The organism is Methylobacterium sp. D53M, from assembly GCF_053345625.1.
The window spans coordinates 149,287-165,644 of the sequence record NZ_JBKFAL010000011.1 but is presented as its reverse complement, the minus strand read 5'-3'; the positions used below and the strand labels follow the sequence as shown (position 1 = coordinate 165,644).

The following is a 16,358-nucleotide window of genomic DNA, read 5'->3' as shown; positions in this document are numbered from 1 at the left end:
AGGATCCGACCCGAGCCAACCTCAGTGGCCGGCCTCCGGGTTCGGCGTGGCGACGAGGTCGACCTCGACGCCGACCTCGAGCGCCACCCACTGGCCCGAGGCCCAGGCCCCCTGCCCGACGCCGAACTCGGTGCGGACCAGGCCGACGCGCCCCGCGGCGTGCGCCGCGCCGCCCTCGAGGGTCAGGTGGAACGGCAGCGTCACGGGCCGGCTCGTGCCGCGGATCGTCAGCGTCCCGACCGCCGCGTAGTCGCCCTGCCCCTTGTCGACGAAGCGGGTCGCCTCGAAGCGCGCCTCGCTTCCCGCCTTGATGTCGAACCAGTCCTTCTGCGGAAGGGCCTCGTCGCGCTGGACGTCCCCGGTCCGCGCGCTGGCGAGGTCGACCAACACGAGCGCGTGCCCCGTCTCGGGCTTGGCGGGGTCGAAATCGATGTCGGCCTTGAACCGCTCGAACCGCCCGGTGAACGGGACGCCGACCTGCACGCCGGAGAACCGGATCGCGCTCCTGGCCGGATCCACCGCCCAATCGGCGGCGGCGGCCGGCAGGGTGACGGCCTGGAGAGCCGCCAGCAGGCAGAGGTGACGCGCGTTCATCGGGTCGGCTCCACGGTCGGGGTGGGTAACCACCGACGCCCCGGCAGCATGCGGCGCAGCACGTCGTCGCGCAGGAGGAGGTGGTGGCGCAGGGCCGCCGCCACGTGGACGGCGAGCAGGGCCGCCAGGAACCACGCCCCCAGGGCGTGGACCCGCTTCAGGACGGCCTCGGCGGCGCCCGGGTCGGGGACGAGGGCCGCCAGCGGCATGTGCGGCCAGGGCACGATCCCGTACAGCACCGTCGGGATGTTGAACGGCGACAGCGAGACCACGGCCCAGCCGGTCAGGGGCAGGCCGACGAGCAGCAGGTACAGCAGGTGATGGGCCGCCGCGGCCGCCCGGCGCTCCCGCGCCGGCATCCCGGCCGGGTGCGGCGGCGGCCGGTGGGTCAGGCGCCAGAGGACCCGCAGGGCCGTCAGTGCCAGCACGGTGATCCCGACCGACTTGTGCCACTGGTAGAGCTGGAACTGGCGCAGCGGCGCCAGGGCCGCGTGCGTCATCGTCAGGCCGAGGCCGATCAGGACGAGCACGCCCAGCGCGCTCGCCCAGTGCAGCAGGATCGCCACGGCGGAGTACCGCCGCGCGGAAACCCCTCGCGCCATGGCGGATCCTCCCAGGTCAGTCCTGCTTCTCGAAGGCGCCCGCGATGGTGAGGTGCAGTTCGTCGCCGATCAGCGGCACGTAGGTCTTCACCCCGAACTCGGAGCGCTTGAGCGTGCCGGTGGCCTCGAAGCCGACCGTGTACTTCTTGCTCAGCGGGTTCACGCCGGCGCCGACCAGGGTGACGTCGAGGGTCACCGGCTTGGTCACGCCGTGGAGCGTCAGTTCGCCCGTCACCTTCGCGTGGTCCTTGCCGGCCGGCACGACCTTGGTGGACACGAAGGTCATGTCGGGGAACTTGGCGGCGTCGAGCCACTGGTCGCCCTTGAGCTCGTCGGTGAGCTTGGCGCTGGTCGTCGTCACCGAGGCGACCGGGATCTTCACCGAGAGCTTGGCGGCGGCCGGGCTCTTCGGCTGCAGCTCCAGCGTGCCGGACACGTCCGAGAAGCCGCCGGCGTAGTTCGAGAAGCCCATGTGGGAGACGCGCCAGCCGACCTGGGTGTGGCCGGGATCGACCGCGTAGGTGCCGGCCTGGATCTGCGCCGGGTCGCGGGTCGGTGGGGTCTGGGCCAGCGCGGGGGTGGCGACCGGGGCGGCGACCAGCAGGGCCAGCAGGCCGGAGGCGAGAATCGACTTCAAGGGTGTCTCCTGCAGAGCAGACGGCCGAGCGCGATTCGCTGCGCCGCAGCCGCCGTGTAGACCCGTTCACGGCACCGGTTGAGCCTGCTATCCGGAACCCCATGGTTGCGAGAACGGAAACCTTCCGGGGCGGGCTCGACGACGTGCGGGCCTTCTGCGCCGTCGTGGATCTCGGCACGGTGACGGCCGCGGCCGCGACGCTGCAGGAGACCAAGGGCAGCGTCAGCCGTCGGATCTCCCGCTTGGAGCGGGCTCTGGGCGTCCGGCTGATGGCCCGGACCTCCCGGGCGGTCTCGCCGACCGCCGAGGGCCTCGCCTTCTACGCCAAGGCCCAGGAGAGCCTGACGCTCCTCGACGAGGCGACCGAGACCGCCCGCGACGCCCGCACGGTGCCGGCCGGGCACCTGCGGATCACGACCTCGATCGATTTCGGGATCGAGGTGATGCCCGAGATCGTCGCGAGCTTCCGGGCCGCCTACCCGCAGATCACCGTGGAGATGCTTAACACCGACGCGCGCCTCGACCTCGCGGCCAACCGGATCGACCTCGCCCTGCGGCTGGGCGGCGCGGAGGAGACCGGCTACCGCGCGATGGTCCTCGCGACCCTGGCGCTCGCCCTCTACGCCGCCCCCGCCTACCTGGAGCGCCGCCCGGCCCCGGCAGACCTCGCGGGCCTGCGCGACCACGACCTGATCCTCGCCCGGGAACGGATCGGCACGGCCGGGCTCACCCTCTCCGACGGGCAGGGCCGCACGGAGCCGCTCTCGCTGAGCCCGGCGATCCGGGTCAGCGACTTCGCGACCGCGCTCCGCCTCACCCTCGCGGGCGCCGGGATCGGCCATCTCCCGAGCCTCGTGGCCGCCCGGGCCGTGGAGGCCGGGCAGATCGTGCGCGTGCTCGGGCCCTGGGCGACCCGCAGCAGCACCTTGCGCGCCGTCACCCTGGCCGGGCGCGAGCTGCCGGCCCGCGTCCAGGTCTTCCGCGAGCATGTCCGGACCGTCCTGGCCTCGCGTGGATGCCCCCGCGACAGCGCAGGATCAGACGGCGAATACAGATAAATAGATTTCTTTATCTGTATATGCGCTCTACAGCGGCCCAACTCGATAAATTTTTACCGGATATCGTAGCGCCCGGTTGAGAGGCTGCGCGCATGCTGCGACGCGGCGGCAAGCTCGGCCGCACGGCCAGGGCCCCGAGGGTCCGGCCCGCAGCGCGTCACGTCTGGATCTCGGTCATGTCCCTCCGCAGCCGGTGCCTGCGCGCCCTCGTGTTCGCCGGGATCCTGGCGCTGATCGGGACAACCATCGGTCTCGGGACGGCCCGGGCCTCGCTGCCGGCCACGACGCGGATCGTGCTGCAGAAGGCGGGCCGGTACATGCCGACCGACCTGTACCTGCGCCGCGGCGACACCGTCGCCCTGCGCAACGGCGACGCGCGCCTGACCCACCACGCCTTCATCGAGGCGGACCGGTTCTCGTTCGACGCCGGCACTCAGGAGCCCGGCACCGAGACGCGATTGACCCTGGCCGAGCCGGGCGATTTCGTCATCCAGTGCGGCATTCATCCGAAGATGAAGCTCACCCTCCACGTCGAGTAGGCCTTCGGGAGCCCTTCAGCCGTCGCGGCCGAACCCGAGACCGCGGATGATGTCGCCGATGGGATCGATCTTCTGCGACGGTGCGGCCGCCGGCGCGGGCTGCGGCGCCGCGGCGGTGACGGTCGGCCGGTCGGATTCGGCGGTGCGGACGAGGGCGGCGTGGCGGAGGCGGGCCGCCCGGTGGACGCCGCGCTCCGTCCCCTTCGCGCGGTGCGCCGCGGTCCTGCGCGGCGGCCCGGCCGGGCGCGCCATCTCGGCGGGGAGCGGGGCAGCCGGCATCGCAGTGTCCGGGACCGTCGCCGCGACCCGCGGCGCCGGGGCGGCTGCCAGGGCACCCGTGGTCTCCGGCGCGGCGAGCTTGGCCGGCGGGTCGACCCAGGCGCTCCGCGTGACCGGTGCGGCGGCCGGCTTCGAGACCGGCGCGGCGTCCGTCACGGCAGGACGCGCGGGACGCGTCTGCACCTCGTAATTGCCCGGATGCAGAATATGCGCGGCCGCCACCAGCCCGAATACGGCAACGGCAGTCGTCCCAAGTGTGGAGCGATAGTGTTCCATGGCGGAAAAACGTACCGCCAAGCTCCGGGTTCCGCGCGGTCGAGACGTCGGGGCGCGGTCCGCGCGGCGGGTCGGCCGGCGGAAAGAAAAAAGGCCACTCCCGAAGGAGCGGCCCGAAGTCTAGGGAGGAAACGCCCAAGAAGGGCAGCGGGATCGCGACGCCATCGCCATCCCGCAGCGCAAAGATAGGATACCGCATTGCGGCATGCAACGGATCGGGCGCCGCGGAGGCATGCATATGTACCCGGGTCAGACCGCACACCCATGCGAGCTACGCATGGCGCCGCGCCGGCCCACGAGCGGGCCAGGATCACGGGACGCGATACCCTTCGGGCGGACCTGAAACCGGGTCCCGCGCGGCGGGTCTAGGCGCCGCCGGACCGGCCGTCCTGGCCGATCAGGCGCTCGACCTCGGCTTCCGCGACGGCGCGCGCCGCGTGCTCGGAGGTGTGCGGGCGGTACGACCCCCGGACCAGCTTGCCGCGGTCGCGGATCGCCCAGGTGAAGTGACCGGGATCATGCCGGCTCGGCCTGACCTCGACCGTGTAGAGATGCCCGCCCGTCGCACCCATGCCGGGAATGTGCGGAGGCGTCCCGCGCCGGGACAGGGGGTGCGACCGTGCGCGGCAGCCCCGTCCTCCGGACCGCCGCAGCCCGCGCTGAAGCCGCCCTAGCGTCCCGGCCGGCGCCGGCCCTGGGCCGGTCCGCGCGGTCTCGGGCCGCTCGCCACCCGGTCGTCGCCCGGCCTCCCGTCGCTCTGACCCGGGCCCTCGACCCGGCCCTCGACCCGGCCCTCGGTCCGGGTCCCGAGCCAGACCACGTGCTTCGGGCCGCTGCCCCGGCCGCTCGCGTGGACGCGCTGCTCGTCGACCGCGAAGCCGGAGCGCTGCAGGCGGCTCTTGAACTTCCGGTCCGGGGCGCCCGACCAGACGCCCAGGATGCCGCCCGGCCGCAGGGCCCAGCGGGCGCGCTTCAGCCCCCAATTGTCGTAGAGCCGGTCGTTCGCCTTGCGCATCAGCCCCTCCGGGCCGTTGTCGACGTCGAGCAGGATCGCGTCGTAGCGCTCCGGTCCGGCCTGGATCAGGCGGTTGACGTCGGCCTCCTGCAGGTCGACCCGCGGATCGTCCAGGCAGCCGGCGAAGACGTGGGCGAGCGGCCCCCGGGCCCAGGCGACCACGGCGGGCACCAGCTCGGCGACCACCACCTGCGCCTGCGGCCCGAGGCCCTCGAGCGCCGCCCGCAGGGTGAAGCCCATGCCGAGGCCGCCGATCAGGACCCGGGCGCGGGGCCGGTCCTGGAGCCGCGCGCAGGTCATCGCCGCGAGCGCCACCTCCGAGCCGCTGCGCCGGTTGTTCATCAGCTCGATCGTATCGGCCATGATGGCGAACTCGTCGCCGCGCCGCATCAGGCGCAGGTCGGTGCCGCCGCCGGGCACGGATCCGGTATCGAGATGAACCCAGGGTATCACGCGCGCGTCCTCGTTTGCCGGCGCCCTGTCGTGCGGGCGGCGGAGGGATCGCGGCGGGGGCGGGGCGGCGCGCGGGCCCGGCCGTGCGCGCCGCGCACCCCCGCCCGGCACCGCGCCTTGCCGCGACCGATTCCGGCGGCGTATCAGCACCTATGGCCAAGCGCATCAAGTCGAGACCGCAGGAGCGGGGCTCCGTTCTGTTCGATATCGTCTTCGCGGACGGGTCCCGGGCCTCGAACCGGCGCGTGCCGGCCGAGATCCTCGGCGGCCTCGACGGCGACGAGCCTGCCCGACAGCTCATCGCCGAGCAGGAGGAGGAGATCGCCCGCAAGGCCGGGCGGCCGGGGCGCGCGATCGAGAGCCTGACCCGCTCGCCGATCGTCAAGCCGAAGCCGGTCGCCTGACCGGCGGCCCGGTGCAGGCCGGAGTGGTCCGGAACGGCCGAGACCGGCCCTCAGGCGCTCTCGGCCAGCCGGCGCGCGACCTCCTCGCGCAGGGCCTCGTTCATCGCGGTGAAGCGGGCCTGCATGCGCGTCCGCAGCCACGGGAACAGGCCGGGGGCGAGCAGGCCCGCGACGGTCTCGGCCTGGACGAGGCGGACGCCGTCGGCGGTCTCGGTGATCCGGATCTCGTGCTCGCCGACGAGCAGGGGCGGGATTGGGAGGCCGCCGCGCCACGTGAGCCGCCGGCCGGGCTCCCAGCAGGTCACCGTCACCTGGCGCGCCCGGTAGGCGCGGCCGTTCAGGGTCCGCTCCAGGCGCCAGCGCGCGCCCTCGCGCAGGCGGCCCTCGGCCTTGCGGATGTACGGGTTCCAGGCCGGGTAGGAATCGAGGTCCGTCAGCACGGACCAGACCAGTCCGGCCCGCGCGGGGATCGCGATCTCCGTGCTGCTGATCCGAGCGCCCGTCATCCGTCCCTCCCGGCGATCCGGCGACCGTTCGCGCCGGCCGCTCCCGCTCTCCGAGAACGCGCACCGCCCGCTCCGCGGTCCAGACCGCGGCGCAGACCGCGGTTCAGCCGGCGAATCCAGCGCGCGGCTCAGACCGCGCCCTCGACCACCTCCAGCGCCCGCAGGATGGCGAAGCCGATCCGCTCGGCCTCGGCCTCCGCGTCGGCGGGGAGCAGCGCCACGGTCTCGACCCCCGGCTCGTCCTCGGGCCCGACCACGATGCGGATGACGTCGCCCTCGACCGCCGACGGGTCGTGGATCAGGCCGACCCGGTGGCCGGCCCCCGTGCCGAAGACGCGCAGGGGCGCCTGGGCCGGATCGGGCTCCGGCGCCGGGTTGCGGGGGACGCCGAAGGCGGGGCGGATGACGTTGTCGTCGGACATGCGGGAACCCGGTCTCCGTTCGTGCGCGTCCGGCGGCGCGGCTCATTCCGGCCCGGTCCGGGGACCGGCGAGGCCCGCCGTCGCCAGCACGGCGTCGGCCAGAACCTCCAGGCCGGCCCCGGCCCAGGCCGGCGTGATGCTCTCGGCCTCGTTGTGGCTGATCCCGCCGTGGCAGGGGCAGAACACCAGGGCCGCCGGCACCGCGCGGGCGCAGTAGACGGCGTCGTGGTAGATCGCGGTCGGCATCCGCGTCCAGGCATGGCCCCGCGCCTCGGCCGCCGCCTGGACACGGTCCACCAAGACCGGGTCGAACGGGGTCGGGGGCGCGCGCCAGAACTCCGCGACCTGGACGGTGACGCCGCGCTCCGCCGCCAGGGCGTCGGCCCGGGCCCGGATCCGCGCCCCCATCGCCTCCAGCTGCGCGGTGTCGCCGTGGCGGGTGTCGAGGCTGAACCAGACCCGGCCGGGCGTGATGTTGCGGCTCGCCGGCTCCGCGCGCAGCACGCCGACGGTGGCGCGGCCGCGCTCCCCGCCCGCGCCGACCGCCGCCTCCGCGATGCCCTCGAGCGACGCGATCAGCGCCGCCGCGGCCATCATCGCGTCGCGCCGGCCCGCCATGGGGCTGCCGGCATGGGCCTCCTCGCCCAGCACGGTGATCTCGTACCAGATCTGGGCGAGGGCCCGGTCGACCACTCCGACGGTGAGCCCGGCCTCCTCCAGGCGCTTGCCCTGCTCGATGTGAAGCTCGAAATAGGCGCCGATCTCCCGCAGGGCGGCCGGGTCCGCCGTCCCCTGCCAGCCGATGCGCCGCAGCTCGTCGCCGAAGGCGTGGCCCGCGAGGTCCCGGGTCGCCAGGATGTCGGCCTCCGGGACGATGCCCATGGCGACGCCGCTGCCGCTCATCGGCGGCGCGAAGCGCGCGCCCTCCTCGTTGCACCAGTTGATCAGCAGGAGCGGCGCCTCGGTCTCGATCCCGGCCTCCTGCAGGGCGCGCATGATCTCCAGCCCGGCGAGGACGCCCAGCGGCCCGTCGAACTTGCCCCCGGTGGGCTGGGTGTCGAGGTGGCTGCCGACGGCGACCGGCTTCCGGCCCGGATCGCGCCCGGGCCGGTGGAAGACCATGGTGCCGACCCGGTCCACGGTGAGCGTCAGCCCCGCCGCCTCGCCCCAGCGCTGGAACAGGGCGCGCCCCTCGGCGTCGCGGTCGGTCAGCGCCTGCCGGTCGTTGCCGCCGTTGGGCAGCGCGCCGATCCGGGCGAGCTCCATCAGGCTGTCCCAGAGCCGCTCCCGCGAGAGCGGGAGGTTGGTGCGGTTCACCGTGCGGTCCATGGCGTCTCTGCTGCTGGCCTCCCGGCGGGATTCCTACCGGAAGGTGCAGGTTACGGCGCAGCGGCAACCCGCACCAGGGCGGGCCCGGCGCGAGCCACGGGCTTCGCGGGCCGGCGGCGCCCGATGGCACCCGATGGCGCCCGACGGTGGAGCGATCCACGGGCCGAAGTGCGGATTCCCGCCGGATCGCGGCGTCTACCGATCATTTGTGATCGAACTGTCCGCGCGGCGGCGCTGTGAATCCGGTCTTTGCGCCGCGCCTGAGCGGCCCTGCATTATCGAGAACGGGATTGTCCGGAACCGAAGTCTTGATCATCCGCAATGCAACCCGGTGGCGGGGGGCCGCGACGCCGTGTCAAAAGCCGTTCGCGCAGCCGATACTGGACTTCGGGCTCGCGGACAGCATGTGTTGCGGATCAGTCTGTCCGCCATCGTACAATCGTCGATTGTAGCCAGTTCGGAGGGGATTCCATGGTGCTGGCTTCCACGACAGCCTCGGCCCTGCAGGCCGCCGGATTCATCGGGATCTGGGACACGGACGTCCGGGCCGGCCGGTCGATGCTGGATTCGGGCGCGGCCTCGCTGATGGCGGGGGATCCGGGGCTCGCCGGGACGCCGCTGCCGCTGGACGCGGCCCTCGGCCGGATCCACCCGGCCGACCGGGACTGGGTGTTCGGCCGGATCCGCCACGTCCGCCAGACCGGCGGCCCGGTCTCCCTCGAGTTCCGCGTCGTGACCGGGGCGGGCGAGATCCGCTGGATCCTCAACCGCGGCTGCCTGACGCCCGATTCGGACGGCCTGCTGCGCGGGCGCGGCGCCTACATCGACGTCACGGACCTCCACCGGCACGGGATCCAGTCCGGGGCCATGAACGGAGCCGTGAACAGCCCTATGAACGGCGTCACGCACGGCACCACCGACGGGGCGGACCTGAACGCCGCGGCCGACCACGGCATCCAGATCCACGCGGCGCTGGAGCGCCACGGCGACCCCTATCTCCGCTCGGTCTCGGGGATGCTGCTCCACGGGATCGGCCGCGCGCTGGCGCGGCGCGACCCCTGACGCGCCGCCTGGGAAGAGGCCCTGGGAAGAGCTCCCGGGAAGAGCCCCGGCCGCTCAGGTCCGCCAGGGATGGGCCGGCAGCTCGGTCCGGCCGATGGCCTTGGCGCCGGCCTCCGCGACGGTGTGGTCGTTCTCGACCGTCGAGCCGCTGACCCCGATGGCGCCCGACATGACGCCGTCGGCGTCGACGATCGGGATCCCGCCCGGGAAGGTGATCAGCCCGTCGTTGGAGTGCTCGATCCCGTAGAGCGGCCCGCCCGGCTGCGACAGCTGGCCGATCTGGCCGGTCATCATGCCGAAGAACACCGAGGTCTTGGCCTTCTTCTGGGCGATGTCGATCGACCCGACCCAGGCATCGTCCATGCGGTGGAACGCCTTGAGGTTCCCGCCGGAATCGACCACCGCGATGCACATCTGGGTGCCGAGCTCCACGGCCTTGGCGCGGGCGGCCGCGATCGCCTTCTCGGCCTGCTCGATCGTCACGTGCATGGGACACTCCCGTTCGCGTTGTTGGCGCGACAGCCTGTGGCGGTTTGAAGCGGTCGATGCAAGATCAACCGCAGATCGGCATCACGCTCGACTGGCGCGCTCGGGCCTTTGCTCAGGCCTCACGTTCCCGGGCGGCGCGGATCCGCTCCAAGAGGTCGGTCGCGAGCGCCGCGCGGGCGGCGGCATCCGGGCAGGGCCGCTTCCACACCACCCGCCCGTCGCGGAGCACGATCCCCGCCTCGGCGGCCATCGCGGTCAGCGGCCGGTCGGGCCGCAGGTCGGCCGCGACGCCCTGCGGCCCGCCCCGGAGCCGGGCGACGCCCAGCGCGCAGCAGGACGCGCGCAGCCGCGCGAGGTCGAACAGGGCGAGCACCGGCGCGGGGGCCGCGCCGAACCGGTCCTCGACCTCGCCGGCGAGCGCCTCGATCGCCTCGGGCTCGCGGAGGCGCAGCAGGCGCGTGTAGAGGCTGAGGCGGATCTCGGGCTCCGGAACGTAGTCCTCGGGGATCCGGCTCGGCAGGCCGAGCTCGATCTCGGGGCTCCAGTCCTCGGCGCGCTCGCCCTTGGCGGCGGTGAGCGCCAGCTGCAGCAGGTGCTGGTAGAGGCCGAGCCCGACGAGCTTGGCGTGCCCCGCCTGATCCTCGCCGACGAGGTCGCCGGCGCCGCGCAGGTCGAGGTCCCGGGCGCTGACCGCGAAGCCGGCGCCGAGGCGGTCGAGGGCCTCCAGGGCGCGCAGGCGCTGCAGCGCCGCCGCCAGCGGGGGCGCGGCCGGGTCGCTAAGCAGGTGGACGGTGCCGCGGCGCTGGCCGCGGCCGACGCGGCCCCGGAGCTGGTGGAGCTGTGCCAGCCCGAACCGGGCGGCCTCCCAGACCAGCATGGTGTTGGCCCGCGGCACGTCGAGGCCGCTCTCCACGATCGCGGTGGCGAGCAGGACGTCGCCATCGCCCTCCGCGAACCGGACCATGACCTCGTCCATGGCGGAGGGCTTGAGGTCCCCGTGCGCCACCAGGATGTCGAGGCCCGGCACGAGGGCGCGCAGGCGCTCGGCCATGGGGCCGATGTCCTCGATCCGCGGGCAGACCACGAAGCTCTGGCCGCCTCGGCGGTGCTCGCGGACGAGGGCCTCGCGGACCGCCTCGGCGTCGAAGGGCGCCACCACGGTCCGGACCGGCTGGCGCAGAGCCGGCGGCGTGGCGAGCACGCTGAGACTCTGGAGGCCGACGAGGGCCGCCTGGAGGGTGCGGGGGATCGGCGTCGCGGTGAGCGTCAGCACGTGGCCGCCATCCGCGAGGCGGCGCAGGTCGGCCTTCATCTTCGCGCCGAAGCGCTGCTCCTCGTCGATCACGGTCAGGCCGAGATCCGCGAACGCCACCCCGCTGCCGGCGAGCGCGTGGGTGCCGACCACCAGCCGGATCGAGCCGTCCGCGAGCCCCGCCTTGACGCGCTTGGCCTCGGCCGGCGCCACGAGGCGCGAGAGCTGCGCCACCTCGACGCCGAACCGGCCGAAGCGGCGGCGCAGCGTCTCGGCGTGCTGGCGCGCCAGCACGGTGGTGGGGGCGATCAGCGCCGCCTGCCGGCCGGAGAAGATCGCGGCCGCGAGGGCCCGGAGCGCCACCTCGGTCTTGCCGAAGCCGACATCGCCGCAGACCAAGCGGTCCATCGGCCGGCCGGAGGCGAGGTCGGCCATCAGCGCGTCGACCGCCGCCCCCTGGTCGGGGGTCGGGGCGAAGCCGAAGCCGGCGGCGAACCGCTCCATCTCGCGGGCCGGCGGCGCCAGGACCGGCGCCTCGGTCTCCCGGCGGGCCCGGGCGGCCTCCAGCATCAGGCGGGCGGTCCGCGCCATGGTGGCCTCGGCCTCCAGGCGGCGCCGCGGCCACGTGCCGCCGTCGAGCTTGTCTAGGGTGACGGCGTCGGGCTCCGACCCGTAGCGCCAGATCCGGTCGGCCTGCGTGACCGGCACCATCAGGATCGCGTCGCCGGCGAAGCGCAGGCGCAAGGCCTCGGAGGGCTCCCCGTCCTGCGCGGCACCCGGCGCGGAGACCGGCTCCAGCCCCTCGAACACGCACAGGCCGTGGTCCCGGTCGACCGCCACGTCGCCGGGGCGCAGGTCGACCTCGCCCATCGGCAGGATCGCACGGGCGGCCCCGGTCACGGCGGCCTCCGGGCCGAACAGGTCGGCCGCCGCGATCACGGTGGCGCCCTGCTCGGGCACCCGGAAGCCGGCCGCCAGCGGGGCCTCCAGGGCGAGGACGTCGCCGGGCGCCGCCTCGGCGACGTCGGCCCAGGCGTCGATCAGGCGGATCGGGCGCTCGGCGATCTTGCCCGCCTGGCGCACGAGGCGTCGGAGCGGCCGGACCGAGCCGGCGAGCACGACGACGTCGCCGGCCTTCAGACGGGCGCGCAGGACCTTGGCGAAGGCCGTGCCGGGCCGGCGCTCCCCGGCGAAGCGCGGCATGGCGCGGGGTTCGCCGGCCGCCTCGGTGGCGGCGAGCCGGCCGCGATCCGCCACGACGGCGCGCCACGCCTCCGGCGTCAGGTAGAGGCCGGTGCCGGGCCCCGCCGGCGCGTCGCGGGTCTTCAGCCGGCCCCGGGCCTCGTCCATCTGCTCGAAGAAGGCGTCGATCCGGGCCTGCGTGCCGTCCTCGACCGCGAGGCGCGCCTCGGGCACGTAGTCGAGGAGCGTGACGAGGCGCGGGTAGTAGCGGTCCAGGCGGTGCTCCTGGCCGGTGAACGGCTCGAAGCTCTGGCCGGAGCCGGGCTCCAGGACGATCTCGGTGGCCGGGTCGATGACGAGTTCGTCGGCCTCCGCCACCGAGCGCTGCGAGATCGGGTCGTAGGAGCGGATCGCGGTGACGCGGCCCGCCGCGTGCTCGATCCGGCAGGGAAGCGGCGCGGCGGCGGGGAACACCTCCACGGTGCGCCCGCGGACGGCGATCTCGCCGGGCTCGTCGACCCGCTCGTCGAGGATGTAGCCGAGGCGCTTGAGGTCGGCGGTCGCGGCCGCGACGTCGAGGGGATCGCCGACCCGGAGCGTCACGCGGGCCGAGGCCCAGGTTTCCGGCGGCGGCACGCGCTGCACGAGGGCGGGGGCGGTCGTCAGCACGAAGTCCGGCAGCGCGTCCCGGTCGGTCAGCCAGCGCATCACGGCGGCCCGGGCGCCCATCGTGGCCCGCGACGGCGAGGCGTGGTCGAAGGGCAGGCAGTCCCACTCGGGATAGACCGCGACCCGCGCGTCGGGATCGAGCGCCCGCAGGGTCGCGGCGAGGTCCTCGAGGCGGCGGGCGTCCCGAGCGACGTGCACCACCGGCCCGGGCCCCTCGGCGAAGGCCAGGAGCGCCACCGCCAGGGCGCCGGTGGGCATCAGCGGCGCGTCCTCCTGCCCCTGCCGGGCGCCCGCCTTCGTCCTGCGCTTGGCCATGCCTGATCCGAATCCATCCCCCGTGAGCCGGCAACGCCGCACCGGCCCCGCGGGCTCCCGGCCGCGGCGATCCGATCCACAGCCGCCGCGCGCGGCCCGCCCGAGCTCTTCGCGGAGCCCGCGACGGGCGAGGCAGGAAGAGATCCCGGCGGGCGCCCGAAGCCCGGTCGGCCGGACCAGCAAGACTTGAACGGCGCGCGTGAAATCGTACCCCCACCGATGATCCGGCGGGACTGTCTAGTCTTGAACGATCGCGGAATGCTTGCCCTGGTCCCGCCGCCGGACGCGCGATGCAGAGTTTCACTAGGGAGAAGCGAAAGCTTGAGCTATGACGGCTCCGTGTCGCCGAACGAGACAGTATCCCGACCGTCGGGTTTCGAGCCCCAGCATCCCCAGCGGCTCGCCGCCTTGCGCGCCTACGCGATCCTCGACACGCCGCCCGAGCGCGCGTTCGACGAGATCGCCGAGATGGCCGCCCAGGCCTGCGGCACGCCGATGGCCCACATCAACTTCGTCGACGCCGACCGGCAGTGGATCAAGGCCGCGTTCGGCCACGCCGCGCGGGCGATGCCGCTCGCGTTCGGCTTCTGCACCGAGGCCATGCGCGCGGACGGCGCCCTCGTGCTGCCCGACCTGACCGCGGAGCCGGAGAGCGCCGCCAACCCCCTCGTGACCGGCGACCCGCACCTGCGCTTCTACGCCGGCGTGCCCCTGGTGACGCCGGACGGCTGGGCCATCGGGACGCTCTGCGTCCTCGACCGCGTCCCGCGCACGCTGACCGACCAGCAGCTCTTCATCCTGAAGGCGCTCGCCCGGACGGTGATGACGCAGCTGGAATCCCGGAACGCCGAGGCGGCCCTGCGCCGGAACGAGGAGCGCTACCGCTCGCTGTTCACCTTCATCGATGCCGGCTTCTGCCTGATCGAGATGGAGTTCGCCGACGGCGACCGGCCCGTCGACTACCGCTTCCTGGAGGTCAACCCCGCCTTCGAGCGACAGACCGGCCTGCGGGCCCCGGTGGGCCGCCGGATGCGGGACCTCGCCCCCGACCTCGAGCAGCACTGGTTCGACCTATACGGCCGGGTCGCCCTGACCGGCGAGCCGGTCCGATTCGAGCAGGCCGCCGCGGCGCTGGGCCGCTGGTACGACGTGCACGCCTACCGGGTGGACGGGCCGGCGCGGAACCGCGTCGCGATCCTGTTCAACGACATCACCGAGCGCCGCCGGAGCGAGAACGCGCTCCGGGCCCGGGAGGCGGAACTCCGGCTGGTCGCGGACGCGATGCCGGTCCTGATCGCCTTCATCGACCGCGACCTGACCTACCGGTTCGCGAACGCCGCCTACGAGACCTGGACCGGCCAGGCGCCCGACGCCGTCGTCGGGCGGACCGTCGGCGACCTCCTCGGCCCCGGCGCGTTCGAGGCCCGGCGCGCCGGCATCGAGCGGGCGCTCGCCGGTCAGGAGGTCCGCGAGGAATGGGCCTGGACCTTCCCGAACGGCCAGGCCCGGATCGCCGACACCCGCTACCTCCCGCGCCGCGGCCCGGACGGACGCGTCGACGGGTTCTACGTCTTCGCCCACGACGTCTCCGAGCGGAAGCGGAACGAGGTCCTGCTCCAGTCCCGGGCGGAGCATCTGGAGGCGCAGGTCGCCGCCCAGACCCGCGACCGCGACCGGGTCTGGACGCTGTCGCCGGTGCTGAAGCTCGTCTCGGACCGGACCGGGCGGGTCCAGTTGGTGAACCCCTCGTGGAGCCGGGCGCTGGGCTGGTCGGAGGCCGAGACGGTCGGCCGACCGGCCCTGGACTTCCTCGCCCCCACCGAGCGCGCGGCGGCCGAGGCGGCGCTGCGCCCGCTCTGCGCGGACAGCCGGGTCGAGGATATCGAACTGGCCTGCCTGACCCGCGCCGGCGACCGGCGGCGGGTGCTCTGGACCGTCGTTCCGGAGGACGGGCTGTTCTACGGCTTCGGGCGCGACATCACCGAGCAGCGCCAGGCCGAGGAGGCGCTGCGCCAGTCGCAGAAGCTCGAGGCCATCGGCCAGCTCACCGGCGGGGTGGCGCACGACTTCAACAACCTCCTGACCATCATCCGGTCGTCCGTGGAGTTCCTGCGCCGGCCGGACCTGGCCGAGACGCGCCGGCGCCGCTACCTCGACGCCGTCTCCGACACCGTCGACCGGGCGGCCAGGCTCACCGGCCAGCTCCTCGCCTTCGCCCGGCGCCAAGCGCTGAAACCCCAGGTGTTCGACATCGGCGCGCGCCTGCGCAGCATCGCCGACATGCTCGATTCGGTCACCGGCGCGCGCATCCGCGTGGCCATCGACCTGCCGGCGACGCCCCGCTACGTGCGCGCCGACCAGAGCCAGTTCGAGACCGCGCTGATCAACATGGCGGTCAACGCCCGCGATGCCATGGACGGGGAAGGCAGCCTGACCCTGCGGCTGGAGGGCGATAGCCCGATGCCGCCGATCCGCGGGCATGCCGGCGCGAAGGGACCGTTCGTGGCCGTGCGGGTCTCCGATACCGGCGCCGGCATCCCGGACGCGGATCTGGGACGGATCTTCGAGCCGTTCTTCACCACCAAGGAGGTCGGCAAGGGTACCGGCCTCGGCCTCAGCCAGGTCATCGGCTTCGCCAAGCAGTCGGGCGGCGACATCGACGTGGCGAGCGCGCTCGGCCACGGCACGACCTTCTCGCTCTACCTGCCGCAGGTCGCCGCGCCCGCCGCCGTGTCCGAGGCCGACCGCGAGGCCCGCCCGGAGGCGGAGCCGCGGCGGGGCCTATGCATCCTCGTCGTGGAGGACAATCTCGGGGTCGGGCGCTTCTGCACCCAGATCCTGGAGGATCTGGGCCACGCGCCGGTCTGGGCGAAATCCGCCGAGGAGGCGCTGGCCGAACTCGACCGGGCGCCGGACCGGTTCGACGCGGTCTTCTCCGACGTGGTCATGCCGGGGATGGGCGGCTTCGCCCTCGCCCGGCAGCTCCGGACCCGCCGCCCCGACCTGCCGGTGGTGCTGACCTCGGGCTACAGCCACGTCCTGGCCGAGGACGACGCCCACGGTTTCGCCCTCCTGCGCAAGCCCTACTCGGCCGAGCAGCTCGCCCAGGTCCTCTCCGAGGCGGCGCGGCGGGGCGGGCAGCCGGACGCCCGCGCACGGCCGGAACCCGCTTCCGATTAACAGTCTTCGCCAGAATTCATCGGCGCATCATCCGGAAATCTTCACGCAGACGGGATCCGGATGTAGTCTATCCCCATCCACCACCGGGGCCTCGA

The 16,358-nt window shown here is 74.0% G+C and carries 16 protein-coding genes; 5 read left to right on the top strand and 11 right to left on the bottom strand.

All coding sequences use genetic code 11. From position 1 onward, the window contains the following. Window positions 1-21 precede the first annotated feature (21 nt). From ACLBYG_RS17270 to ACLBYG_RS17260, 3 genes are read right to left on the bottom strand one after another with little or no spacing between them, the layout of a single operon-like run. A complete protein-coding gene (locus ACLBYG_RS17270; RefSeq protein ID WP_447682190.1) occupies window positions 22-594 on the bottom strand; it encodes a YceI family protein in 573 nt (190 codons plus the stop codon). Then, the gene (locus ACLBYG_RS17265) at window positions 591-1,196 is read right to left on the bottom strand and encodes a cytochrome b (RefSeq protein ID WP_447682189.1); all 606 of its coding nucleotides are present in this window, start codon (window positions 1,194-1,196) and stop codon (window positions 591-593) included. Before ACLBYG_RS17265 ends, ACLBYG_RS17270 begins: the two co-directional genes overlap by 4 nt. Window positions 1,197-1,212: 16 nt before the next feature. Continuing rightward, entirely contained in the window at window positions 1,213-1,833 is a 621-nt protein-coding gene (locus tag ACLBYG_RS17260; RefSeq protein WP_447682188.1) for a YceI family protein, read from the bottom strand. A 101-nt stretch (window positions 1,834-1,934) separates the two neighbouring features. Here ACLBYG_RS17260 and ACLBYG_RS17255 point away from each other — a divergent pair, with 101 nt between their 5' ends. Continuing rightward, a complete protein-coding gene (locus tag ACLBYG_RS17255; protein ID WP_447682187.1) occupies window positions 1,935-2,891 on the top strand; it encodes a LysR family transcriptional regulator in 957 nt (318 codons plus the stop codon). A 176-nt stretch (window positions 2,892-3,067) separates the two neighbouring features. Further along, entirely contained in the window at window positions 3,068-3,430 is a 363-nt protein-coding gene (locus ACLBYG_RS17250) for a hypothetical protein (RefSeq protein WP_447682186.1), read from the top strand. 15 nt (window positions 3,431-3,445) lie between these two features. Here ACLBYG_RS17250 and ACLBYG_RS17245 read toward each other — a convergent pair whose 3' ends face one another. From ACLBYG_RS17245 to ACLBYG_RS17235, 3 genes are all read right to left on the bottom strand, one after another. Beyond that, a complete protein-coding gene (locus ACLBYG_RS17245) occupies window positions 3,446-3,865 on the bottom strand; it encodes a hypothetical protein (RefSeq protein WP_244526969.1) in 420 nt (139 codons plus the stop codon). Window positions 3,866-4,350: 485 nt separating this feature from the next. After that, on the bottom strand, window positions 4,351-4,557 hold the full coding sequence (locus tag ACLBYG_RS17240; protein WP_042670101.1) for a hypothetical protein: 207 nt from the start codon (window positions 4,555-4,557) through the stop codon (window positions 4,351-4,353). 98 nt (window positions 4,558-4,655) lie between these two features. Further along, window positions 4,656-5,453, bottom strand: coding sequence for a spermidine synthase (locus ACLBYG_RS17235; RefSeq protein ID WP_447682185.1), 798 nt, complete (start codon window positions 5,451-5,453; stop codon window positions 4,656-4,658). A 152-nt stretch (window positions 5,454-5,605) separates the two neighbouring features. On the opposite strand from ACLBYG_RS17235, the gene ACLBYG_RS17230 reads away from it, so the two are divergent. Next, window positions 5,606-5,857: a hypothetical protein gene (locus tag ACLBYG_RS17230; protein WP_020093955.1), complete on the top strand. Its 252-nt coding sequence runs from the start codon at window positions 5,606-5,608 to the stop codon at window positions 5,855-5,857. A gap of 50 nt (window positions 5,858-5,907) precedes the next feature. Here ACLBYG_RS17230 and ACLBYG_RS17225 read toward each other — a convergent pair whose 3' ends face one another. The 3 genes from ACLBYG_RS17225 to ACLBYG_RS17215 all read right to left on the bottom strand — a co-directional run bounded on the left by ACLBYG_RS17225 (window position 5,908) and on the right by ACLBYG_RS17215 (window position 8,114). After that, window positions 5,908-6,363, bottom strand: coding sequence for an SRPBCC family protein (locus ACLBYG_RS17225; protein WP_447682184.1), 456 nt, complete (start codon window positions 6,361-6,363; stop codon window positions 5,908-5,910). Window positions 6,364-6,491: 128 nt separating this feature from the next. Then, on the bottom strand, window positions 6,492-6,785 hold the full coding sequence (locus ACLBYG_RS17220) for a hypothetical protein (protein WP_020093957.1): 294 nt from the start codon (window positions 6,783-6,785) through the stop codon (window positions 6,492-6,494). Between the two features lie 42 nt (window positions 6,786-6,827). Continuing rightward, window positions 6,828-8,114, bottom strand: a complete 1,287-nt coding sequence (locus tag ACLBYG_RS17215; protein WP_042670095.1) for a Zn-dependent hydrolase — start codon at window positions 8,112-8,114, stop codon at window positions 6,828-6,830. A gap of 471 nt (window positions 8,115-8,585) precedes the next feature. On the opposite strand from ACLBYG_RS17215, the gene ACLBYG_RS17210 reads away from it, so the two are divergent. Then, window positions 8,586-9,176, top strand: a complete 591-nt coding sequence (locus ACLBYG_RS17210; protein WP_056533759.1) for a PAS domain-containing protein — start codon at window positions 8,586-8,588, stop codon at window positions 9,174-9,176. A gap of 54 nt (window positions 9,177-9,230) precedes the next feature. Here the strand turns inward: ACLBYG_RS17210 and ACLBYG_RS17205 are convergent, their stop codons facing one another. Together ACLBYG_RS17205 and ACLBYG_RS17200 are read right to left on the bottom strand one after the other, a co-directional pair. After that, entirely contained in the window at window positions 9,231-9,665 is a 435-nt protein-coding gene (locus ACLBYG_RS17205; protein WP_020093960.1) for a GlcG/HbpS family heme-binding protein, read from the bottom strand. A gap of 112 nt (window positions 9,666-9,777) precedes the next feature. Then, a complete protein-coding gene (locus tag ACLBYG_RS17200) occupies window positions 9,778-13,083 on the bottom strand; it encodes a DEAD/DEAH box helicase (protein ID WP_447682183.1) in 3,306 nt (1,101 codons plus the stop codon). Between the two features lie 321 nt (window positions 13,084-13,404). Here ACLBYG_RS17200 and ACLBYG_RS17195 point away from each other — a divergent pair, with 321 nt between their 5' ends. After that, window positions 13,405-16,263 (top strand): PAS domain-containing protein, encoded by a 2,859-nt coding sequence (locus tag ACLBYG_RS17195; RefSeq protein WP_447682182.1) that lies wholly within the window; start codon window positions 13,405-13,407, stop codon window positions 16,261-16,263. Window positions 16,264-16,358: the final 95 nt, after the last annotated feature.

Coding starts and splice junctions, on each gene's coding strand:
- ACLBYG_RS17270 (WP_447682190.1), bottom strand. CDS start 594: ATGAACGCGCGTCACCTCTGCCTGCTGGCGGCTCTCCAGGCCGTCACC.
- ACLBYG_RS17265 (WP_447682189.1), bottom strand. CDS start 1,196: ATGGCGCGAGGGGTTTCCGCGCGGCGGTACTCCGCCGTGGCGATCCTG.
- ACLBYG_RS17255 (WP_447682187.1), top strand. CDS start 1,935: ATGGTTGCGAGAACGGAAACCTTCCGGGGCGGGCTCGACGACGTGCGG.
- ACLBYG_RS17250 (WP_447682186.1), top strand. CDS start 3,068: ATGTCCCTCCGCAGCCGGTGCCTGCGCGCCCTCGTGTTCGCCGGGATC.
- ACLBYG_RS17240 (WP_042670101.1), bottom strand. CDS start 4,557: ATGGGTGCGACGGGCGGGCATCTCTACACGGTCGAGGTCAGGCCGAGC.
- ACLBYG_RS17230 (WP_020093955.1), top strand. CDS start 5,606: ATGGCCAAGCGCATCAAGTCGAGACCGCAGGAGCGGGGCTCCGTTCTG.
- ACLBYG_RS17225 (WP_447682184.1), bottom strand. CDS start 6,363: ATGACGGGCGCTCGGATCAGCAGCACGGAGATCGCGATCCCCGCGCGG.
- ACLBYG_RS17220 (WP_020093957.1), bottom strand. CDS start 6,785: ATGTCCGACGACAACGTCATCCGCCCCGCCTTCGGCGTCCCCCGCAAC.
- ACLBYG_RS17215 (WP_042670095.1), bottom strand. CDS start 8,114: ATGGACCGCACGGTGAACCGCACCAACCTCCCGCTCTCGCGGGAGCGG.
- ACLBYG_RS17210 (WP_056533759.1), top strand. CDS start 8,586: ATGGTGCTGGCTTCCACGACAGCCTCGGCCCTGCAGGCCGCCGGATTC.
- ACLBYG_RS17205 (WP_020093960.1), bottom strand. CDS start 9,665: ATGCACGTGACGATCGAGCAGGCCGAGAAGGCGATCGCGGCCGCCCGC.
- ACLBYG_RS17200 (WP_447682183.1), bottom strand. CDS start 13,083: ATGGCCAAGCGCAGGACGAAGGCGGGCGCCCGGCAGGGGCAGGAGGAC.